This is a genomic window from Allobosea sp. TWI1241 (assembly GCF_039673065.1).
In the GTDB taxonomy this organism is placed as follows: Bacteria; Pseudomonadota; Alphaproteobacteria; order Rhizobiales; family Beijerinckiaceae; genus Allobosea.
This window is the reverse complement of sequence record NZ_JBDJKW010000003.1, coordinates 211,604-228,690: the sequence shown is the minus strand read 5'-3', so window position 1 is coordinate 228,690 and position 17,087 is coordinate 211,604. Positions and strand designations below refer to the sequence as shown.

Here is a 17,087-nt window from a genome sequence, read left to right as displayed (position 1 = left end):
ATGCGGATCGCGGGGGTGGACGGGTGCCGGGCCGGCTGGATCGCGGGGATCGCGACGCTGGGTAGCGACGCGCCGCCGGAGCTGTCCGTCTTCCCGCACTGGCCGGCGCTGGCGGCGGCGCTCGGATCCTTCGCCGTCGTCGCTGTCGACATGCCGATCGGCCTGCCGGAGCGGATCGACGGCTCGGGGCGCGGGCCGGAGCAGGCGGTCAGGCCGCTGCTCGGGGCGCGCCAGTCCTCGGTATTCTCGATCCCCGCCCGCGCCGCGGTCGAGGCGGCCGACTATGGCGAGGCCTGCCGGCTGGCGGCCGCGCAGTCGCAGCCGCCGCGCAAGGTCTCGCAGCAGGGCTTCCATCTCTTCCCGCGCATCCGCGAGCTCGACGCCTGGCTGCGGGCGCATCCGCAGCTGGCGGACCGGGTGTTCGAGACGCATCCCGAACTCGCCTTCCGCACGCTCAGGGGCGCGCCGCTGCTGCATCCCAAGAAGATCCGCGGCGCGATCAATCCCGACGGCATGGCCGAGCGGCGCTCGCTGCTGCTCGGCGCCGGGCTGCCGGTCGAGACGCTGCTGGCGCGCCCGCCGCGCGGGGCGGGCGCCGACGACCAGCTCGACGCGCTGGCGGCGCTGGTGGTCGCCCGGCACATCGCCGCAGGGCGCGGCCGGCCCTTCCCCGATCCGCCCGGACGCGATAGCCACGGTCTGCCGGTCGCGATCTGGTCGTTCCGGGCCGCCCGCGACGCCACCGAGGAGACGCCGATGCCAGCCCTGCCCCTGAACCGCAGCGAGATCGACCGCGCGGCGGAGCTCATCGCCGGCCATGTGCGGGTGACGCCGGTGATGCGCCCCGGCGCCGGCAGCTTCGGCCTCGATCGCAGCGTCTCGCTCAAGCTCGAGTGCCTGCAGCACGCCGGCTCCTTCAAGACGCGCGGCGCCTTCTACAACCTGTTGTCGCGCACCGTGCCGCAGGCCGGCGTCGCTGCGGCCTCCGGCGGCAATCACGGCGCGGCGGTGGCCTATGCCGCCGGCCGGCGCGGGGTGAAGGCGACGATCTTCGTGCCGGAGATCGCCTCGCCGGCCAAGATCGAGGCGATCCGCCGCTTCGGCGCCGAGGTGCGTATCGGCGGGGCGCAATATGCCGAGGCGCAGGCCGCCTGCGACGCCTTCGTGGCGGAGACGGGCGCGCTCAAGATCCATCCCTTCGGCGAACTCGCGACGGTGACCGGGCAGGGCACGCTGGCGCGCGAATGGCAGGCGCAGGAGCCGGAGCTCGACACCGTGCTGGTCGCGGCCGGCGGCGGGGGGCTGGTCTCGGGCATCGCTGCCTGGTTTGCCGGCACGCCGGTCAAGGTCGTGGCGGTCGAGCCGGAGGGCTCGCGCGCGCTGCATGCGGCGCTGGCCGCGGGAAGGGCGGTCGACGTGCCGGTCGCCTCGGTCGCGGCCGACTCGCTCGGCGCCCGCAATGTCGGCGATCTCGTTCATGCGATCTGCCGCGAGGCGGTCGAGCGGGTGGTGCTGGTCGAGGATGCGGCGATCACGCGGGCGCAGCGCCTGCTTTGGCGCGATTGCCGGCTGGCGGTCGAGCCCGGCGGGGCGGCAGCGCTCGCGGCTCTGGTCGACGGCGCCTATGTGCCGGCGCCAGACGAGCGCGTCGGCGTGCTGGTCTGCGGCGCCAATGTCGATCTTGCGGCGCTGGTGGCGCTCGCCGGCTGAGCGTCGCGGCGGGCAGGCTGGACGCCGGCCCATCCCGCGGCGCACAATCGGCGGGCAACCAACCGGACCTGACCATGCCGCAGCCGAGCAAGACCGACCCGGGCCGCTTCTTCGAGGATTTCCGCCTCGGCGAGACGATCGTCCACGCCACGCCGCGCACCGTCACCGCCGGCGACGTCTCGCTCTATACGGCGCTCTACGGGCCGCGCTTCGCGGTGCAGTCCTCCGACGCCTTCGCCCGGTCGCTCGGCTATCCGGCAGCGCCGGTGGACGATCTGCTGGTCTTTCATATCGTCTTCGGCAAGACAGTGCCGGACGTCTCGCTGAACGCCGTCGCCAATCTCGGCTATGCCGACGGGCGCTTCCTCGCGCCGGTCTATCCCGGCGACACGCTGGCGACGACCTCCGAGGTGATCGGGCTGAAGCAAACGTCGGGCGGCGATGCCGGCATCGTCTATGTCCGCTCGGTCGGCGTGAACCAGCGCGGCGAGGCGGTGCTGAGCTATGTGCGCTGGGTGCTGGTGCGCAAGCGCCTGCCGGGCACGCCCGCGGCGATCGAGCATGTGCCGGAACTGCCCAAGGCGGTCGCGCCCGAGGCGCTCGGCGCCGCCTGCCCGCCGCTCAGCGCGGGGGCATACGACGACAGCCTCGCCGGCTCGCTCTTCCGCTGGGGCGATTACGAGCCGGGGGAGCGCGTCGACCATGTCGACGGCATGACCGTCGAGGAGGCCGAGCACCAGCTTGCGACCCGGCTCTACCAGAACACCGCAAAGGTGCATTTCGACGCGCATGCGGCGCGCGGCAGTCGCTTCGGCCGCCGGCTGATCTATGGCGGGCATGTCATCAGCCTGGCGCGGGCTTTGTCCTTCAACGGGCTCGGCAACGCCTTCCATGTCGCGGCGATCAATGCCGGCCGCCATGTCGCGCCGCTCTTCGCCGGCGATACGGTCTATGCCTGGAGCGAGGTGCTGGAACGCGAGGCGCTGCCCGGCCGCGAGGATGTCGGCGCGATGCGCCTGCGGCTGGTGGCGACGCGCGACCTGCCCTGCGCCGACTTCCCGCTGCGCCGCGACGAGGGCTATGCCGAGGGCGTGCTGCTCGATCTCGACTACTGGGCGCTGCTGCCGCGCTGAGCCCGGTAAAATGACAATAATGCGATTCTGTAACCGCATTATCCCCTCCCGCATTGCAGCAGCGCGCGGGTTTCGTTAGAGAGCCATACACTCTAGAACGATACCAAGCGATCCATCGCTCCATATCACGTCGATAGGTCGGGAGTCTCAAACTTGGCCGAGGTCAAACCGGCGGCACGCCCGCTTTCGCCGCATCTGCAGATCTACCGCTGGTCCTGGACCATGGCGATGTCGATCGCCCATCGCGCCACCGGCGTCGCTCTTTACTGCGGCACGCTCCTGATCGCGCTCTGGCTGGTCGCGGCCGCCAGCGGTCCCGGCCCCTACGAGACCGCCCAGGCGATCGCCGGCTCCTTCCTCGGCCGCCTCGTCCTGTTCGGCTACACCTTCGCGCTGCTGCACCACATGGTCGGCGGCCTGCGCCATTTCGTCTGGGACATGGGCCGTGGCTTCGAGCCGCAGGCGCGCATGAACCTCGCCAAGTACAGCGTCCTGGTCTCGGGCGGGCTCACCGTGCTCGTCTGGGCCGTGGCCCTGACGCGCTGAGGGAGAGTTCCATGCTGTCGAAATCTTCGATGCGCACCCCGCTCTCGCGAGTCCGCGGCCTCGGCTCCGCCAAGTCCGGAACCGGGCATTTCTGGCTGCAGCGCGTCACCGCGGTCGCCAATGTCGTGCTGGCGCTGGCCTTCCTCTGCGTCGTGATCTCGCTGATCGGCAAGCCCTATCCCGAGGCGGTGGCGACGCTGTCGCGCCCGGTCGTCGGCATCCTGATGCTGCTCTTCGTGGTCTCGGGCGCCATCCACATGCGGCTCGGCATGCAGGTGGTGATCGAGGACTACGTCCATGGCGAGGGCCTCAAGGTCCTGGCCGTGATGGCCAACACCTTCTTCGCGGTCGCGGTCGGCGCCGCCTGCGCCTTCGCGCTGCTCAAGATCTCGTTCGGAGGCTGATCATGGCGATCACCCGCGCCCGCCCCGTCCCGGCCTATACCGGCCAGGCCTACGCCATCACTGACCACACCTTCGACGTGGTCGTCGTCGGCGCCGGCGGCGCGGGGCTTCGCGCCACGGTCGGCTGCTCGCAGGCCGGCCTGCGCACCGCCTGCATCTCCAAGGTGTTCCCGACGCGCTCGCACACCGTCGCGGCTCAGGGCGGCGTCGCCGCCTCGCTCGGCAATATGGGCAAGGACACCTGGCAGTGGCACATGTTCGACACCGTGAAGGGGTCGGACTGGCTCGGCGACCAGGACGCCATCGAGTATCTGGTGCGCAACGCGCCGGCCGCCGTCTACGAGCTTGAGCACTGGGGCGTGCCCTTCTCGCGCACCGAGACCGGCAAGATCTACCAGCGGCCCTTCGGCGGCATGACCACCGAGTTCGGCGAGGGCCCGCCGGCCCAGCGCACCTGCGCCGCGGCCGACCGCACCGGCCACGCCATGCTGCACACGCTCTACGGGCAGGCGCTGCGCTACAACACCGAGTTCTTCATCGAGTATTTCGCGATCGACCTCATCATGGACGATGAGGGCCATTGCCGCGGCGTGATCGCGCTGAAACTCGACGACGGCACGCTGCACCGCTTCCGCTCGCAGCAGACCATCCTGGCGACCGGCGGCTATGGCCGCTCCTATTTCTCCGCCACCTCGGCCCATACCTGCACCGGCGACGGCGGCGGCATGGTGCTGCGCGCCGGCCTGCCGCTGCAGGACATGGAGTTCGTGCAGTTCCACCCGACCGGCATCTACGGCTCGGGCTGCCTGATCACCGAGGGCGCCCGCGGCGAGGGCGGCTATCTCACCAATTCCGAGGGCGAGCGCTTCATGGAGCGCTATGCCCCCTCGGCCAAGGACCTCGCCTCGCGCGACGTCGTCTCGCGCTCGATGACGATGGAAATCCGGGCCGGCCGCGGCGTCGGCAAGAACAAGGACCACATCTACCTGCACCTCGACCATCTCGATCCGAAGATCCTGCACGAGCGCCTGCCGGGCATCTCGGAGAGCGCCAAGATCTTCGCCGGCGTCGACGTGACCCGCGAGCCGATCCCGGTGCTGCCGACGGTCCACTACAACATGGGCGGCATCCCGACGAACTTCCACGGCGAGGTGCTGACCAAGGTGGACGGCAACCCGGACACCGTGGTGCCCGGCCTGATGGCGATCGGCGAGGCGGCCTGCGTCTCGGTGCACGGCGCCAACCGCCTCGGCTCCAACTCGCTGATCGACCTCGTGGTCTTCGGCCGCGCCGCGGGGCTGCGCTGCGCCGAGACGGTCAAGGCCGGCGAGAGCCAGCCGGAGCTGCCGGCGAACTCGGCCGACCTGTCGCTGACCCGCCTCGACCGCTACCGCAACGCCAAGGGCGGCACGCCGACCGCGGTGCTGCGCGACCGCATGCAGCGGACCATGCAGAACAACTGCGCGGTCTACCGCACCGGCGAGACGCTGGAAGAGGGCTCCAAGCTGATCCACGAGGTCTGGGGCGGCATCGAGGACATCGGCACCACCGACCGGTCGCTGATCTGGAACTCGGACCTGATCGAGACGCTCGAGTTCGAGAACCTGATCACCCAGGCCGTTGTCACCATGGACTCGGCGCTGCAGCGCCCGGAGAGCCGCGGCGCCCATGCCCGCGAGGACTATCCGAACCGCGACGACAAGGACTGGATGAAGCACACGCTCGCCTGGATCGACGATTCCAAGCGGACGGTGACGCTCGACGACCGCCCGGTGCACACCTACACGCTGTCCAACGACATCGAGTACATCAAGCCCAAGGCGCGGGTGTATTGAGGACGATCTGACCGATGGCCGAATTCAATCTCCCGAAGAACTCCCGCCTGACCGAGGGCAAGGCCTGGCCGAAGCCGGCCGGCGCCAAGAAGGTCACCGAGTTCAAGGTCTATCGCTGGGACCCGGATACGGGCGCCAATCCGCGCACCGACACCTATTATGTCGACCGCGACGATTGCGGCCCGATGGTGCTCGACGCGCTGATCTGGATCAAGAACAAGGTCGACCCGACGCTGACCTTCCGGCGTTCCTGCCGCGAGGGCATCTGCGGCTCCTGCGCCATGAACATGGACGGGAAGAATGGGCTCGCCTGCACCACCGGCATCGACGAGTGCGGCGGCTCCAAGGGCTCCTCTGGCAAGGTCGCGATCTACCCGCTGCCGCATATGCCGGTGGTCAAGGACCTCGTCCCCGACCTGACCCGCTTCTACGCGCAGCACGCCTCGATCGAGCCCTGGCTCAAGACGACGACGCCGGCGCCCGAGAAGGAATGGTCGCAGGCCCGCGAGGATCGCGAGAAGCTCGACGGCCTCTACGAGTGCATCCTGTGCGCCTGCTGCTCGACCTCCTGCCCGAGCTACTGGTGGAACGGCGACCGCTATCTCGGCCCGGCCGCGCTGCTGCAGGCGTATCGCTGGCTGATCGATTCGCGTGACGAAGCCACCGGCGAGCGCCTCGACAATCTCGAGGACCCGTTCCGGCTCTATCGCTGCCACACGATCATGAACTGCGCCAATGCCTGCCCGAAGGGGCTGAACCCGGCCAAGGCGATCGCCGAGGTCAAGAAGATGATGGTGGCGCGCCAAGTCTGACCGCGCGAAGTCTGAGCGCATCAGGTCTGAGCGCGCCCGCAGGGCGGGGTTTTCGGTCCCGCCCGGCATTCCCGTCGCGTCGCCCGCGTCGTCGCGGCGGTTGACCTCGCCGCGTTTCGGGCCGGCAATGCGGCCCTGTTCGAATCGGCTGCGAGGTCCGCATGAAGACGCATGGTTCCGGCATCGACCCAGTGAAGCTCGACCGCCTTGCGCAGGTCGCGGTCAAGGTCGGCCTCAATCTCCAGCCGGGGCAGGACCTGTTCCTGACCGCCCCCGTCGCGGCGCTGCCGCTGGTCCGGCTGATCGCCGAGCACGCCTACAAGGCCGGTGCCGGGCTGGTGACGCCGATGCTCGCCGACGAGCAATTGACGCTGGCGCGCTATCGTCATGCCGCCGATGCCAGCTTCGACCGGGCGCCGGGCTGGCTCTATGACGGCATTGGCAAGGCCTTCGCCGCCAACACCGCCCGCCTCGCCATCGTCGGCGACAATCCGATGCTGCTCTCGGGCGAGGATCCGGCCAAGGTCGCGCGCGCCAACAAGGCGAATTCGGTCGCCTACCAGCCGGCGCTGGAAAAGATCGCGAATTTCGACATCAACTGGAACATCGTCGCCTTCCCGGGCGCGGCCTGGGCCCGGCAGGTCTTCGCCGGCGACGCCGAGGAGGTCGCGGTCGGCCGGCTGGCGGAAGCGATCTTCGCCGCCTCCCGCGTCGACCGCGACGATCCGATCGCGGCCTGGGCCGACCATAATGCGGCGCTGGCGACCCGCACGCGCTGGCTGAACGGTCACCGCTTCGCGGCGCTGCACTTCAGCGGCCCGGGCACCGACCTGACCATCGGCCTGGCAGACGGGCACGAATGGGCGGGCGGCGCCGCCACCGCCAAGAACGGCGTGACCTGCAACGCCAACATCCCGACCGAAGAGGTCTTCACCACCCCGCACGCGCTGCGCGTCGAGGGCCGGGTGGCGGGCACCAAGCCGCTCTCCTATCAGGGCACCCTGATCGAGGACATTTCGGTGCGCTTCGAGGGCGGACGCATCGTCGAGGCGCAGGCCAGCCGCGGCGAGGCCGTGCTGGCCAAGGTGCTCGACACCGACGAGGGCGCGCGCCGGCTCGGCGAGGTGGCGCTGGTGCCGCATTCCTCGCCGATCTCGCAGAGCGGCATCCTGTTCTACAACACGCTCTTCGACGAGAACGCCTCCTGCCACATCGCGCTCGGCCAGTGCTACGCCAAGTGCTTCGTCGACGGCACCAAGCTGACGCCGGAGCAGATCGCGGCGCAGGGCGGCAACAAGAGCCTGATCCATATCGACTGGATGATCGGCTCCGGCCAGATCGACATCGACGGCATCGGCGCCGACGGCAGCCGCACCCCGGTGTTCCGCAAGGGCGAGTGGGCCTGAGGGCACGCCGCTTCTCGCGCCGGCTTGTCGATCCCGGCCGGCCGCGCGCGGGCCGGGAGGGCGCGCGCCGGCGCGGGGACAGGCCGAGCGCTCAGTCCGTCTCGATCGTCAGCGGGTCGACGGAGATCGAGCGCTTGAGCGCGCGCAGCCCGAAGGTGCTGCGCGAATGGCGCAGGCCCGGGAGCCGGTAGATCTTCTCGCGCAGGAAGCGCTCGTAATGGGCCGTGCCGCTGACCACCGCCTTGACCAGGTAGTCATAGTCGCCAGTGACGAGATGGGCCTCGACGACTTCGGGGATCCGCGCCAGCGCCTCGCCGAAGGAATCGAGCAGCTTGTCGTCATGCTTGTCGAGGGTGATCTCGATGAAGACGACATTGTCGAGGCCGAGCGCCTTGTGGTTCAGCACCGCGACATAGCGCTCGATCGCGCCGCTCTCCTCCAGCCGCTTCACCCGTGTCCAGCAGGGTGAGGGCGAGAGGCTGACCTGCTCGGCCAGCGCGTTGATCGTCAGCCGCCCGTCGCGGTGCAGGGCGGAGAGGATGCGCTTGTCGATAGCGTCGAGTGCCTCGGCGCGGCGGGATCTGGCGGTCATCGGATGTTTCGTCCGTCATTTCCTCTGATGTCGGAAAGATCATCCGCCGATGAGCCGAAGGCAAGGCCATTACGGCAAGATTCCGCGCCGCTGCGGCGCTAGCATCTGAGGATCAGGCCGGCAGGGCGCGAGGGGCGCCCGCGATCGGCCCGGCCGCCGTCTTGCCGCCATCTCCGGATGGCGGGATGCTGGACCGGCAGGATCTAGGGAGCGCGGACATGACCACCTCCTCACCATTGCGGTTCAACGTCCCGCAGCCGCCGAGCCGGCCGGGCGAGAAGCCCGATTTCTCCCATGTCGTCATTCCGCGCGCCGGCACGGTCGATCGCCCGCCGGTCGATGTCGAGCCGCGCGAGATCCGCGACCTGGCCTATTCGATCATCCGCGTGCTCAACCGCGAGGGCGAGGCGGTCGGTCCCTGGGTGCCGGAGCTCTCGGCCGAGGAACTGACACGGGGCCTGCGCCACATGATGACGCTGCGCGCCTTCGATGCGCGCATGCAGATGGCCCAGCGCCAGGGCAAGACCTCGTTCTACATGCAGCACACCGGCGAGGAAGCGGTCTCCTGCGCCTTCCGCATCGCGCTCGGCCCGCAGGACATGAACTTCCCGACCTATCGCCAGGCGGGGCTGCTGATCGCGCACGACTATCCACTCGTCGAGATGATGTGCCAGATCTACTCGAACGCCCGCGATCCGCTGCGCGGGCGGCAGCTGCCGGTGATGTACTCCTCCAAGGAGAACGGCTTCTTCTCGATCTCCGGCAATCTCACCACCCAGTTCGTGCAGGCGGTGGGCTGGGCGATGGCCTCGGCGATCAAGGGCAACACCCGCATCGCCGCAGCCTGGGTCGGCGACGGCTCGACGGCGGAATCGGATTTCCATGCCGCGCTGGTCTTCGCCTCGACCTACAAGGCGCCGGTCGTGCTCAACGTCGTCAACAACCAGTGGGCGATCTCGACCTTCCAGGGCATCGCGCGCGGCGGCTCCGGCACCTTCGCGGCGCGCGGCCTCGGCTTCGGCATCCCGGCGCTCAGGGTCGACGGCAACGATTATCTCGCCACCTATGCCGTGGCGAAATGGGCGATCGAGCGGGCCCGGCGCAATCTCGGCCCGACGCTGGTCGAATACGTCACCTATCGCGCCGGGGCGCATTCCACCTCCGACGACCCCTCCGCCTACCGGCCGAAGACCGAATCGGACGAATGGCCGCTGGGCGACCCGATCGAGCGCTTGAAGCAGCATCTCGTCGTGATCGACGCCTGGTCGGAGGAGCGCCACAAGCAGGCCGAGGCCGAGGTGATGGCGACGGTGATCGCGGCGCAGAAGGAGGCCGAGAGCTTCGGCACGCTGCATTCCGGCGGCAAGCCCTCGGCCCGCGACATCTTCGAGGACGTCTACGCCGAGCTGCCGCCGCATCTGCGCCGCCAGCGCCAGCAGATCGGGGTGTGAGGATGCGCGCGAACCACGCCGTCTTTCCGGGGCATCGCGCAGCGATGAGCCCGGAAGCCATGAACACCTCGCCAGTCCAGTCCAGTCCGGCGCGCTCCCGCAGCGCCGCGGTCATGCCTGCATCCTCGTGGCCACGGGTTCCGGGCTCGCCCCTGCAGGGCGCCCCGGAAAGACGGGCGTTGCGTGTCGGAGGATCGGTCTGATGCCCCGCATGACCATGATCGAGGCGATCCGTTCGGCGCTCGACGTCTCCATGGGGCGCGACGACAATGTCGTCGTCTTCGGCGAAGATGTCGGCTTTTTCGGCGGCGTCTTCCGCTGCACCCATGGGCTGCAGCAGAAATACGGGGTCAATCGCTGCTTCGACGCGCCGATCAGCGAACTCGGCATCGTCGGCACGGCGATCGGCATGGCGGCCTATGGCCTGCGCCCCTGCGTCGAGATCCAGTTCGCCGACTACATGTACCCGGCCTATGACCAGATCGTCTCGGAGGCGGCGCGGCTGCGCTACCGCTCGGCCGGAGACTTCACCTGCCCGATGGTGATCCGCATGCCGACCGGCGGCGGCATCTTCGGCGGGCAGACCCACAGCCAGAGCCCGGAAGCCCTGTTCACCCATGTCGCCGGGCTGAAGACGGTGGTGCCGTCCAATCCCTATGACGCCAAGGGCCTGCTGATCGCCGCCATCGAGGATCCCGACCCGGTGATCTTCCTCGAGCCCAAGCGGCTCTATAACGGCCCGTTCGACGGGCATCACGACCGGCCGGTGACACCCTGGTCGAAGCACCCGCTCGCCGACGTGCCCGACGGCCACTACACCCTGCCGCTCGGCAAGGCGGCGCTGCGCCGCGAAGGCGAGGCGGTGACCATCCTCGCCTATGGCACCATGGTGCATGTCGCGTTGGCCGCGGCCGAGGATACCGGCATCGACGCCGAGGTGCTGGACCTGCGCACGCTGGTGCCGCTCGATCTCGAGGCGATCACCGCTTCCGTCGCCAAGACGGGGCGCTGCATCGTGCTGCACGAGGCGACGCTGACCTCGGGCTTCGGCGCGGAATTGGCCGCTTTGGTGCAGGAGCACTGCTTCTACCATCTCGAAGCGCCGGTGATGCGCGTCACCGGCTGGGACACGCCCTATCCGCATGCGCAGGAATGGGACTATTTCCCCGGCCCGGCCCGCCTCGGGCAGGCGCTGCGCGCGATCACGGAGGCACGCTGATGGCCGAGCGCATCGTCAAGCTGCCGGATGTCGGCGAGGGCATCGCCGAGGCCGAGCTGGTCGAATGGCACGTCAAGGTCGGCGACGTCGTCCGCGAGGACGACCTGATCGCCGCGGTGATGACCGACAAGGCGACGGTGGAGATCCCCTCGCCGGTCGATGGCGAGGTGACCTGGGTCGGGGCCGAGATCGGCGACACGGTCGCGATCGGCTCGGCGCTGGTGAAGCTGAAGGTCGCCGGTGCGGCCGGCGAGCCGGAGCCGGAGCCCAAGCGCGAATCGGAGCCGGACGGTGGTTCCGAGCCTCCCGCGGCCGCCGCGGCCGAGAACGCTCCTAAGAGTGCGCCGCCCAAGACCACGCAGCCGAAGAGCGCGCCACCCGCAGCGGTGGACCCGAGCTCGCCAGCGCCGAAGCCGGCCGCGGTCGAAACGCTCGCCCGTGCGGCGGCCAGGGCGGCACCGGTGGCGAGCGCTCCCGCTGCGCGCCGCGCTCCCGGCGAAAAGCCGCTGGCCTCGCCCGCGGTCCGGCTCGCCGCCCGTGAGGCGGGCATCGACCTGCGCCAGGTCCAGGGCTCCGGCCCGGCCGGCCGCGTCACCCATGAGGATCTCGACGCTTTCCTCCGCCGCGGCCCGGATGCTCCGGCCAGCGGGCTGGTCGCCCGGACCGGCGTGACCGAGGTCAAGGTCGTCGGCCTGCGGCGGCGGATCGCCGAGAAGATGGCGCTGTCGAAATCGCGCATCCCGCACATCACGATCGTCGAGGAGGTCGACGTCTCGGCGCTCGAGGACCTGCGCGCCGCGCTCAACAAGAAGCCGACGGCCGAGCGCCCGAAGCTGACGCTGCTGCCCTTCCTGATGCGGGCCATGGTCAAGGCGCTCGCAGAGCAGCCGGCGCTCAACGCGCTCTATGACGACGAGGCCGGCATCGTGCACCGGCATGCCGGCGTGCATATCGGCATCGCGACGCAGACGCCGTCCGGCCTGGTCGTGCCGGTGGTTCGCCATGCCGAGGCGCGCGACCTCTGGGGCTGTGCGCTGGAACTGGCGCGCCTCGCCGAGCGGGCCCGCGACGGCAGTGCCAGCCGCGAGGAGCTCGGCGGCTCGACCATCACCATCACCTCGCTGGGCGCGCTCGGCGGCATCGCCACCACGCCGGTGATCAACCATCCGGAGGTCGCGATCGTCGGCGTCAACAAGATGGTGGTGCGGCCGGTCTGGGACGGCGCCGGCTTCGTGCCGCGCAAGATGATGAACCTGTCGTCGAGCTTCGACCACCGCGTCGTCGACGGCTGGGACGCGGCGGTGTTCGTGCAGCGCCTGAAGGAGCTGCTGGAGACGCCCGCGACCCTGTTCGTGGACCTGTGAGCGGCGGGAGCGCGCCATGACCGACATCACCTGCAAGCTGCTCGTCATCGGCGCCGGCCCGGGCGGCTATGTCTGCGCCATCCGCGCCGGGCAGCTCGGCCTCGACACCGTCATCGTCGAGAGCACCAAGCTCGGCGGCAGCTGCCTCAACGTCGGCTGCATCCCGTCCAAGGCGATGATCCATGTCGCCGAGGAATTCGAGAAGGCGGCGCAGGCCGCGGCCGGGGCGACGCCCTTCGGCCTCTCGGTCTCGGCGCCGGCCCTCGACCTCAAGCAGGCGGTCGCCTGGAAGGACGGTATCGTCCAGCGGCTCAACAACGGCGTCGCCGCGCTACTGCGCAGGGCGAAGGTCAAGATCGTCCATGGCCAGGCGCGCTTCAGCGACGGCAAGACTGTGATCGTCGAGACCGAGACCGGGCCGAAGACGATCAGCGCCGAGGCGGTGGTGATCGCCACCGGCTCGGCGCCGGTCGAACTGCCGATGCTGCCCTTCGGCGGCCGGGTGATCTCCTCGACCGGGGCGCTGGCGCTGACAGAGCTGCCGAAGCGGCTGGTCGTGGTCGGAGGCGGCTATATCGGGCTCGAACTCGGCACCGCCTTCGCCAAGCTCGGCAGCAAGGTCACGGTGGTCGAGGCGCAGGAACGCATCCTGCCGCTCTATGATCAGGAGCTCACCGCGCCGGTCGCCAAGCATCTCGAGGGGCTCGGCGTGACGGTGCTGACGGGCGCCAAGGCGCTCGGGCCGACGCCGAAAGGCGACGGGTTGCGCATCGAGACCGCTGACGGCAAGGAGAAGAGCCTGCCGGCCGAGCGCGTCCTCGTCACGGTCGGCCGCCGCCCGGTCACCGACGGGCTCGGCCTGGAGAACCTGGTGCTCGACATGGACGGGCGCTTCATCCGCATTGGCGAACGCTGCGAGACCGCGATGCGCGGCATCTACGCCATCGGCGACGTCACCGGCGAGCCGATGCTGGCGCATCGCGCCATGGCGCAGGGCGAGATGGTGGCGGAGATCGTCGCCGGCGAGCGCCGGGCCTGGGACAAGGCCTGTATCCCGGCGATCTGCTTCACCGATCCCGAGATCGTCTCGGCCGGGCTGTCGCCGACGGAGGCCAAGGCGGCGGGCAGGAAGGCCGGCTTCGAGATCAAGACCGGGCAGTTCCCCTTCGCCGCCAATGGAAGGGCGATGACCCGCCATGCCGAGACGGGCTTCGTGCGCGTGGTGGCGCGGGCCGACAATCACTTGGTGCTCGGCGTCCAGGCCGTCGGGCAGGGCGTGTCCGAGCTTTCGGCCGCCTTCGGGCTCGCCATCGAGATGGGCGCGCGGCTGGAGGACGTCACGGGGACGATCCACGCGCATCCGACGCTGGGCGAAGGCTTCCAGGAGGCGGCACTGAAGGCGCTCGGCCAGGCGTTGCACATCTAGACTGACACGCTGCGCCGGCGCTGGACTTCGCGCCGCGCCGCCCGCATGGTCGCCGCTGTTTCCTCCAGCGTGTCCGGCCCGCCCCGCATGACAGCCTCCCTCAATCCGCGCCAGCTCGCGCTCGTGCAGCAGGCGCGCGAGGACGGCTTCGTGATGATCGAGGAGGCCGCGACCCGGCTCGGCGTCACCACCCAGACGATAAGGCGTGATCTGGCGCTGCTCTGCGACGGCGGCGTGCTGACCCGCTTCCATGGCGGCGCGGCCTTCCGCTCCAGCACCGCCAATCTTCCTTATGAGGCGCGTCGCGGCAGCTTCCAGCACGAGAAGGAGCTGATCGCGGCGATGGTGGCCGAGGAGATCGAGGACGGCTCCTCGGTCTTCCTCGACATCGGCACCACGGCTGAGGCGGTGGCGTTGAGGCTGCGCGACAAGCGGGCGCTGCGTATCGTCACCAACAACATCAACGTCGTGACCCTGCTGGCCGAGCGCGAGAGCTTCGCGATCACCATCGTCGGCGGCAGCGTGCGCAATCGCGATCTCGCGGTGAACGGCGATGCCGCTGCCGGCTTCATCGAGCGCTTCCGGCTCGACTACAGCGTGCTCGGCGTCGTCGCGATCACCGAGAGCGGCGAGATCCTCGATTTCTCGCTCGACGAGCACCGGCTGACCCAGGCCGTGCTCGGCTGCGGCCGGCGCGCCTTTGTGGTGGCGGACCGCAGCAAGTTCGGCCGGCCCGCCATGGCCTCGGTCGGGCACCTCTCGCAGGCCGACACGCTGTTCACCGACGCGCTGCCGCCCGGTCCCTGGGCGGGGCTCGCCGAGATCGTGCGCCTGCGCACTGCGGAAGGGGCCGGCGCGCGCTGAACGGCAACAGCGGCGGCGACTGCGACGCCTGTTGTTTTATGTCGTATTCTGTCCTCTTATGAACATGGCGTCGCGATCGGCCGCCGGGAGGACATGTCGGGATGAAATGGGCACGCCACCGCGCCTTGCAGGCGCGGTTCTTCGCGGGAACCTGGCTGAACATGGGCTCGGCCGATTCCGCCGAGATCGCCGGGCTCGCCGGCTATGACTGGGCGCTGATCGATCTCGAGCACGGCTCGCGCGACCATCGCGAGCTGGCGCACCAGCTCCAGGCCATGGCCCGCTTCGACACCGCCGCCATCGTGCGCGTGCCGGTGATCGAGGCCGACATGTTCAAGCAGGTGCTGGATCTCGGCCCGGCCGGGCTGATGATCCCGAATGTCGAGACGCAAGAGCAGGCGCAGACGGTGATGCGCTATGCCCGCATCCCGCCGCTCGGGATGCGGGGCGCCGCGACCTCGACCCGCAACAGCGACTACGGGCTGCAGTACCGGCGCTATCTCGCCGAGGTGAACGACAATCTCCTGATGGTGGCGCAGATCGAATCGGCGCTCGGCCTGGCGAATGTCGAGGCGATCGCGGCGGTGGACGGCATCGACGTGCTCTTCGTCGGGCCGACCGATCTCGGCATCGCACTGGGGCTCGATGGCGATCCGGCGGTGCCAGCCTTCCGGGCGGCGCTGGAGAAGGTGGCGGCGGCCGCCGCCGCCCATGGCAAGCTCGCCGGCTCGCTGGTGCGCAATGCCGAGCAGGCCAAGGCCTATGCGGCGCTGGGCTATCGCTTCGTCGCGCTCGGCTCCGACCGCTCGATGATCGTCAAGGGCATGGCGGCGAATGCCGCGGTGCTGGCGGAACTCGGCGGCGGGCGATGAGCCGGGCGGGCGGTATCCGCACCCTGCTCGCGGTCGATCTCGGCACGCAGAGCCTGCGGGTCTCGGCGCTGGGCAGCGATGGCAGCCGTCTGTGGTCCTGGGGCGCGCCGGTCGAGTCCGAGGTCGCGGGAGAGCGCTTCGAGCAGTCGCCGGCGCATTGGCGGGCGCTGCTCGACGCGGCGCTGGACGAGGCGGCGAAGGCCGGCATCAGGCCGGATGCCGTCACCGCCGCCGGCCCGCTCGCCGGCTATGTCGCGCTCGATGGAGACGGCACGCCGCTGACGCAGGCGGCGATGTACACCGACAGCCGCTCCCTGCCGGATGTGGCCCGTGTCGCGACCGCCTTCGGGGCCCAGGCGCGCTATCGCCCGTTGATCTCCGACCCCTGGCCGCATTGGCTGCGCCTGTGCCGCGAGCAGCCGGAGATCGCGGCCCGGACCCGGCATTTCGTCGATGCCACCGGCTGGCTGAGCTTCCATCTCAGCGGCTGCGCCACCCTCAACGCCTATACGGCGCTGCGCCTCGGGCCGGCCGATGCCGAGGCCAGGCTCGGCCTGTCGCCGGCGGAGGCGCCGCGCTTCGGGCGACCGGTTGCGATCGGCGAAACCATCGCGCCGCTGGCCGCCGGGCTGGCTGGGCGCTTCGGCGGCGGCACGATCCCGGTGATCGCCGCGACCTTCGACAGCAAATGCGCCTATCTCGGCAGCGGCATCGCGCAGCCGGGCGAGGCGCTCGACATTTCGGGCACGGTCACCTCCTTCGGCCTGGCCTCGGCAGCGCCGGTCGATGATCCCGCACAGCGGGTCTACAGCGTGCCCTTCGGTGCGGCTTGGCTGCTGCGCGGCTCGACGGCGGCCGCCGGCAGCACGCTGGAATGGGCGCGCCGGACCTTGCTGCGCGACGCCGATTTCGCGGCGATCGACGCGGCGGCGGCTTCCGTGGCACCGGGGGCCGAGGGGCTGAGCTTCCTGCCCTATCTTGCCGGCGAGCGCACGCCTTGGTGGAAGCCGCGGGCGCGCGGCGCGCTGCTCGGCCTCGGGCTCGATACCGGGCAGGCGGCGATCGCGCGCGCAGTCTATGAGGGGCTCGCCTTCTCGCTCGCCCATATCGTCGCGACGATCGGCGAGGGCGGCGCCGCGCCGCGCGAGATCAGGCTGGCGGGCGGGCTGGCGCGCAACGACCTGCTGGCGCAGATCAAGGCGGACGTGCTCGGCGTGCCGCTGGTCCGCTTGGCCGATCACGAGCTGACCACGCTCGGCCTCGCCGCCATCGCCTGCGTCGGCCTCGGCCTCCAGCCGGATCACGCCACTGCCGCGGCCGGCTTCACCCGCGCCGAGCGGCGCTTCCTGCCCGATCTGGCCGCCGCTGCCGCCTATGCGCCGGCCTTCGCGCGCTATCGCGCCTTCGCGCAGGCGCTGCTGCCGACCTTCGACTGAGGCCGGCGGGCACCATG

The 17,087-nt window shown here is 70.2% G+C and carries 15 protein-coding genes; 14 read left to right on the top strand and 1 reads right to left on the bottom strand.

Going from position 1 to position 17,087, the window contains the following annotated elements:
- From ABE438_RS06290 to ABE438_RS06260, 7 genes are all read left to right on the top strand, one after another.
- Complete coding sequence (locus ABE438_RS06290) at positions 1–1,710, top strand: serine/threonine dehydratase (protein ID WP_346501683.1); 1,710 nt, start codon at positions 1–3, stop codon at positions 1,708–1,710.
- 74 nt (positions 1,711–1,784) lie between these two features.
- Entirely contained in the window at positions 1,785–2,843 is a 1,059-nt protein-coding gene (locus ABE438_RS06285; protein WP_346501682.1) for a MaoC family dehydratase, read from the top strand.
- A 153-nt stretch (positions 2,844–2,996) separates the two neighbouring features.
- Positions 2,997–3,389: a succinate dehydrogenase, cytochrome b556 subunit gene (gene sdhC, locus ABE438_RS06280; RefSeq protein ID WP_346501681.1), complete on the top strand. Its 393-nt coding sequence runs from the start codon at positions 2,997–2,999 to the stop codon at positions 3,387–3,389.
- A gap of 11 nt (positions 3,390–3,400) precedes the next feature.
- Entirely contained in the window at positions 3,401–3,793 is a 393-nt protein-coding gene (gene sdhD / locus ABE438_RS06275; RefSeq protein ID WP_346501680.1) for a succinate dehydrogenase, hydrophobic membrane anchor protein, read from the top strand.
- Positions 3,794–3,795: 2 nt separating this feature from the next.
- Positions 3,796–5,628: a succinate dehydrogenase flavoprotein subunit gene (sdhA, locus tag ABE438_RS06270; protein WP_346501679.1), complete on the top strand. Its 1,833-nt coding sequence runs from the start codon at positions 3,796–3,798 to the stop codon at positions 5,626–5,628.
- Positions 5,629–5,642: 14 nt separating this feature from the next.
- A complete protein-coding gene (locus ABE438_RS06265; protein ID WP_346501678.1) occupies positions 5,643–6,440 on the top strand; it encodes a succinate dehydrogenase iron-sulfur subunit in 798 nt (265 codons plus the stop codon).
- Between the two features lie 161 nt (positions 6,441–6,601).
- Positions 6,602–7,846, top strand: coding sequence for an aminopeptidase (locus ABE438_RS06260; protein WP_346501677.1), 1,245 nt, complete (start codon positions 6,602–6,604; stop codon positions 7,844–7,846).
- 91 nt (positions 7,847–7,937) lie between these two features.
- On the opposite strand, the gene ABE438_RS06255 is transcribed toward ABE438_RS06260, so the two are convergent.
- On the bottom strand, positions 7,938–8,438 hold the full coding sequence (locus tag ABE438_RS06255) for an Lrp/AsnC family transcriptional regulator (protein WP_346501676.1): 501 nt from the start codon (positions 8,436–8,438) through the stop codon (positions 7,938–7,940).
- 218 nt (positions 8,439–8,656) lie between these two features.
- On the opposite strand from ABE438_RS06255, the gene ABE438_RS06250 reads away from it, so the two are divergent.
- The 7 genes from ABE438_RS06250 to ABE438_RS06220 all read left to right on the top strand — a co-directional run bounded on the left by ABE438_RS06250 (position 8,657) and on the right by ABE438_RS06220 (position 17,070).
- The gene (locus ABE438_RS06250; protein ID WP_346501675.1) at positions 8,657–9,889 is read left to right on the top strand and encodes a thiamine pyrophosphate-dependent enzyme; all 1,233 of its coding nucleotides are present in this window, start codon (positions 8,657–8,659) and stop codon (positions 9,887–9,889) included.
- 202 nt (positions 9,890–10,091) lie between these two features.
- Positions 10,092–11,108: an alpha-ketoacid dehydrogenase subunit beta gene (locus ABE438_RS06245; RefSeq protein ID WP_346501674.1), complete on the top strand. Its 1,017-nt coding sequence runs from the start codon at positions 10,092–10,094 to the stop codon at positions 11,106–11,108.
- On the top strand, positions 11,108–12,472 hold the full coding sequence (locus ABE438_RS06240) for a dihydrolipoamide acetyltransferase family protein (protein ID WP_346501673.1): 1,365 nt from the start codon (positions 11,108–11,110) through the stop codon (positions 12,470–12,472). Before ABE438_RS06245 ends, ABE438_RS06240 begins: the two co-directional genes overlap by 1 nt.
- 16 nt (positions 12,473–12,488) lie before the next feature.
- Positions 12,489–13,898 (top strand): dihydrolipoyl dehydrogenase, encoded by a 1,410-nt coding sequence (gene lpdA / locus ABE438_RS06235; protein WP_346501672.1) that lies wholly within the window; start codon positions 12,489–12,491, stop codon positions 13,896–13,898.
- Between the two features lie 87 nt (positions 13,899–13,985).
- Positions 13,986–14,762, top strand: coding sequence for a DeoR/GlpR family DNA-binding transcription regulator (locus ABE438_RS06230; protein ID WP_346501671.1), 777 nt, complete (start codon positions 13,986–13,988; stop codon positions 14,760–14,762).
- A gap of 101 nt (positions 14,763–14,863) precedes the next feature.
- On the top strand, positions 14,864–15,634 hold the full coding sequence (locus ABE438_RS06225; RefSeq protein ID WP_346501670.1) for an HpcH/HpaI aldolase family protein: 771 nt from the start codon (positions 14,864–14,866) through the stop codon (positions 15,632–15,634).
- Entirely contained in the window at positions 15,631–17,070 is a 1,440-nt protein-coding gene (locus ABE438_RS06220) for a xylulokinase (protein WP_346501669.1), read from the top strand. The genes ABE438_RS06225 and ABE438_RS06220 overlap by 4 nt, the downstream gene beginning before the upstream one ends.
- The last annotated feature ends 17 nt before the right edge of the window (positions 17,071–17,087 follow it).

Excerpts from the sequence above, each read along its gene's own strand:
- ABE438_RS06290 (WP_346501683.1), top strand. The coding sequence starts at position 1 with ATGCGGATCGCGGGGGTGGACGGGTGCCGGGCCGGCTGGATCGCGGGG.
- ABE438_RS06285 (WP_346501682.1), top strand. The coding sequence starts at position 1,785 with ATGCCGCAGCCGAGCAAGACCGACCCGGGCCGCTTCTTCGAGGATTTC.
- sdhD (WP_346501680.1), top strand. The coding sequence starts at position 3,401 with ATGCTGTCGAAATCTTCGATGCGCACCCCGCTCTCGCGAGTCCGCGGC.
- sdhA (WP_346501679.1), top strand. The coding sequence starts at position 3,796 with ATGGCGATCACCCGCGCCCGCCCCGTCCCGGCCTATACCGGCCAGGCC.
- ABE438_RS06265 (WP_346501678.1), top strand. The coding sequence starts at position 5,643 with ATGGCCGAATTCAATCTCCCGAAGAACTCCCGCCTGACCGAGGGCAAG.
- ABE438_RS06260 (WP_346501677.1), top strand. The coding sequence starts at position 6,602 with ATGAAGACGCATGGTTCCGGCATCGACCCAGTGAAGCTCGACCGCCTT.
- ABE438_RS06255 (WP_346501676.1), bottom strand. The coding sequence starts at position 8,438 with ATGACCGCCAGATCCCGCCGCGCCGAGGCACTCGACGCTATCGACAAG.
- ABE438_RS06250 (WP_346501675.1), top strand. The coding sequence starts at position 8,657 with ATGACCACCTCCTCACCATTGCGGTTCAACGTCCCGCAGCCGCCGAGC.
- ABE438_RS06245 (WP_346501674.1), top strand. The coding sequence starts at position 10,092 with ATGCCCCGCATGACCATGATCGAGGCGATCCGTTCGGCGCTCGACGTC.
- ABE438_RS06240 (WP_346501673.1), top strand. The coding sequence starts at position 11,108 with ATGGCCGAGCGCATCGTCAAGCTGCCGGATGTCGGCGAGGGCATCGCC.
- lpdA (WP_346501672.1), top strand. The coding sequence starts at position 12,489 with ATGACCGACATCACCTGCAAGCTGCTCGTCATCGGCGCCGGCCCGGGC.
- ABE438_RS06230 (WP_346501671.1), top strand. The coding sequence starts at position 13,986 with ATGACAGCCTCCCTCAATCCGCGCCAGCTCGCGCTCGTGCAGCAGGCG.
- ABE438_RS06225 (WP_346501670.1), top strand. The coding sequence starts at position 14,864 with ATGAAATGGGCACGCCACCGCGCCTTGCAGGCGCGGTTCTTCGCGGGA.
- ABE438_RS06220 (WP_346501669.1), top strand. The coding sequence starts at position 15,631 with ATGAGCCGGGCGGGCGGTATCCGCACCCTGCTCGCGGTCGATCTCGGC.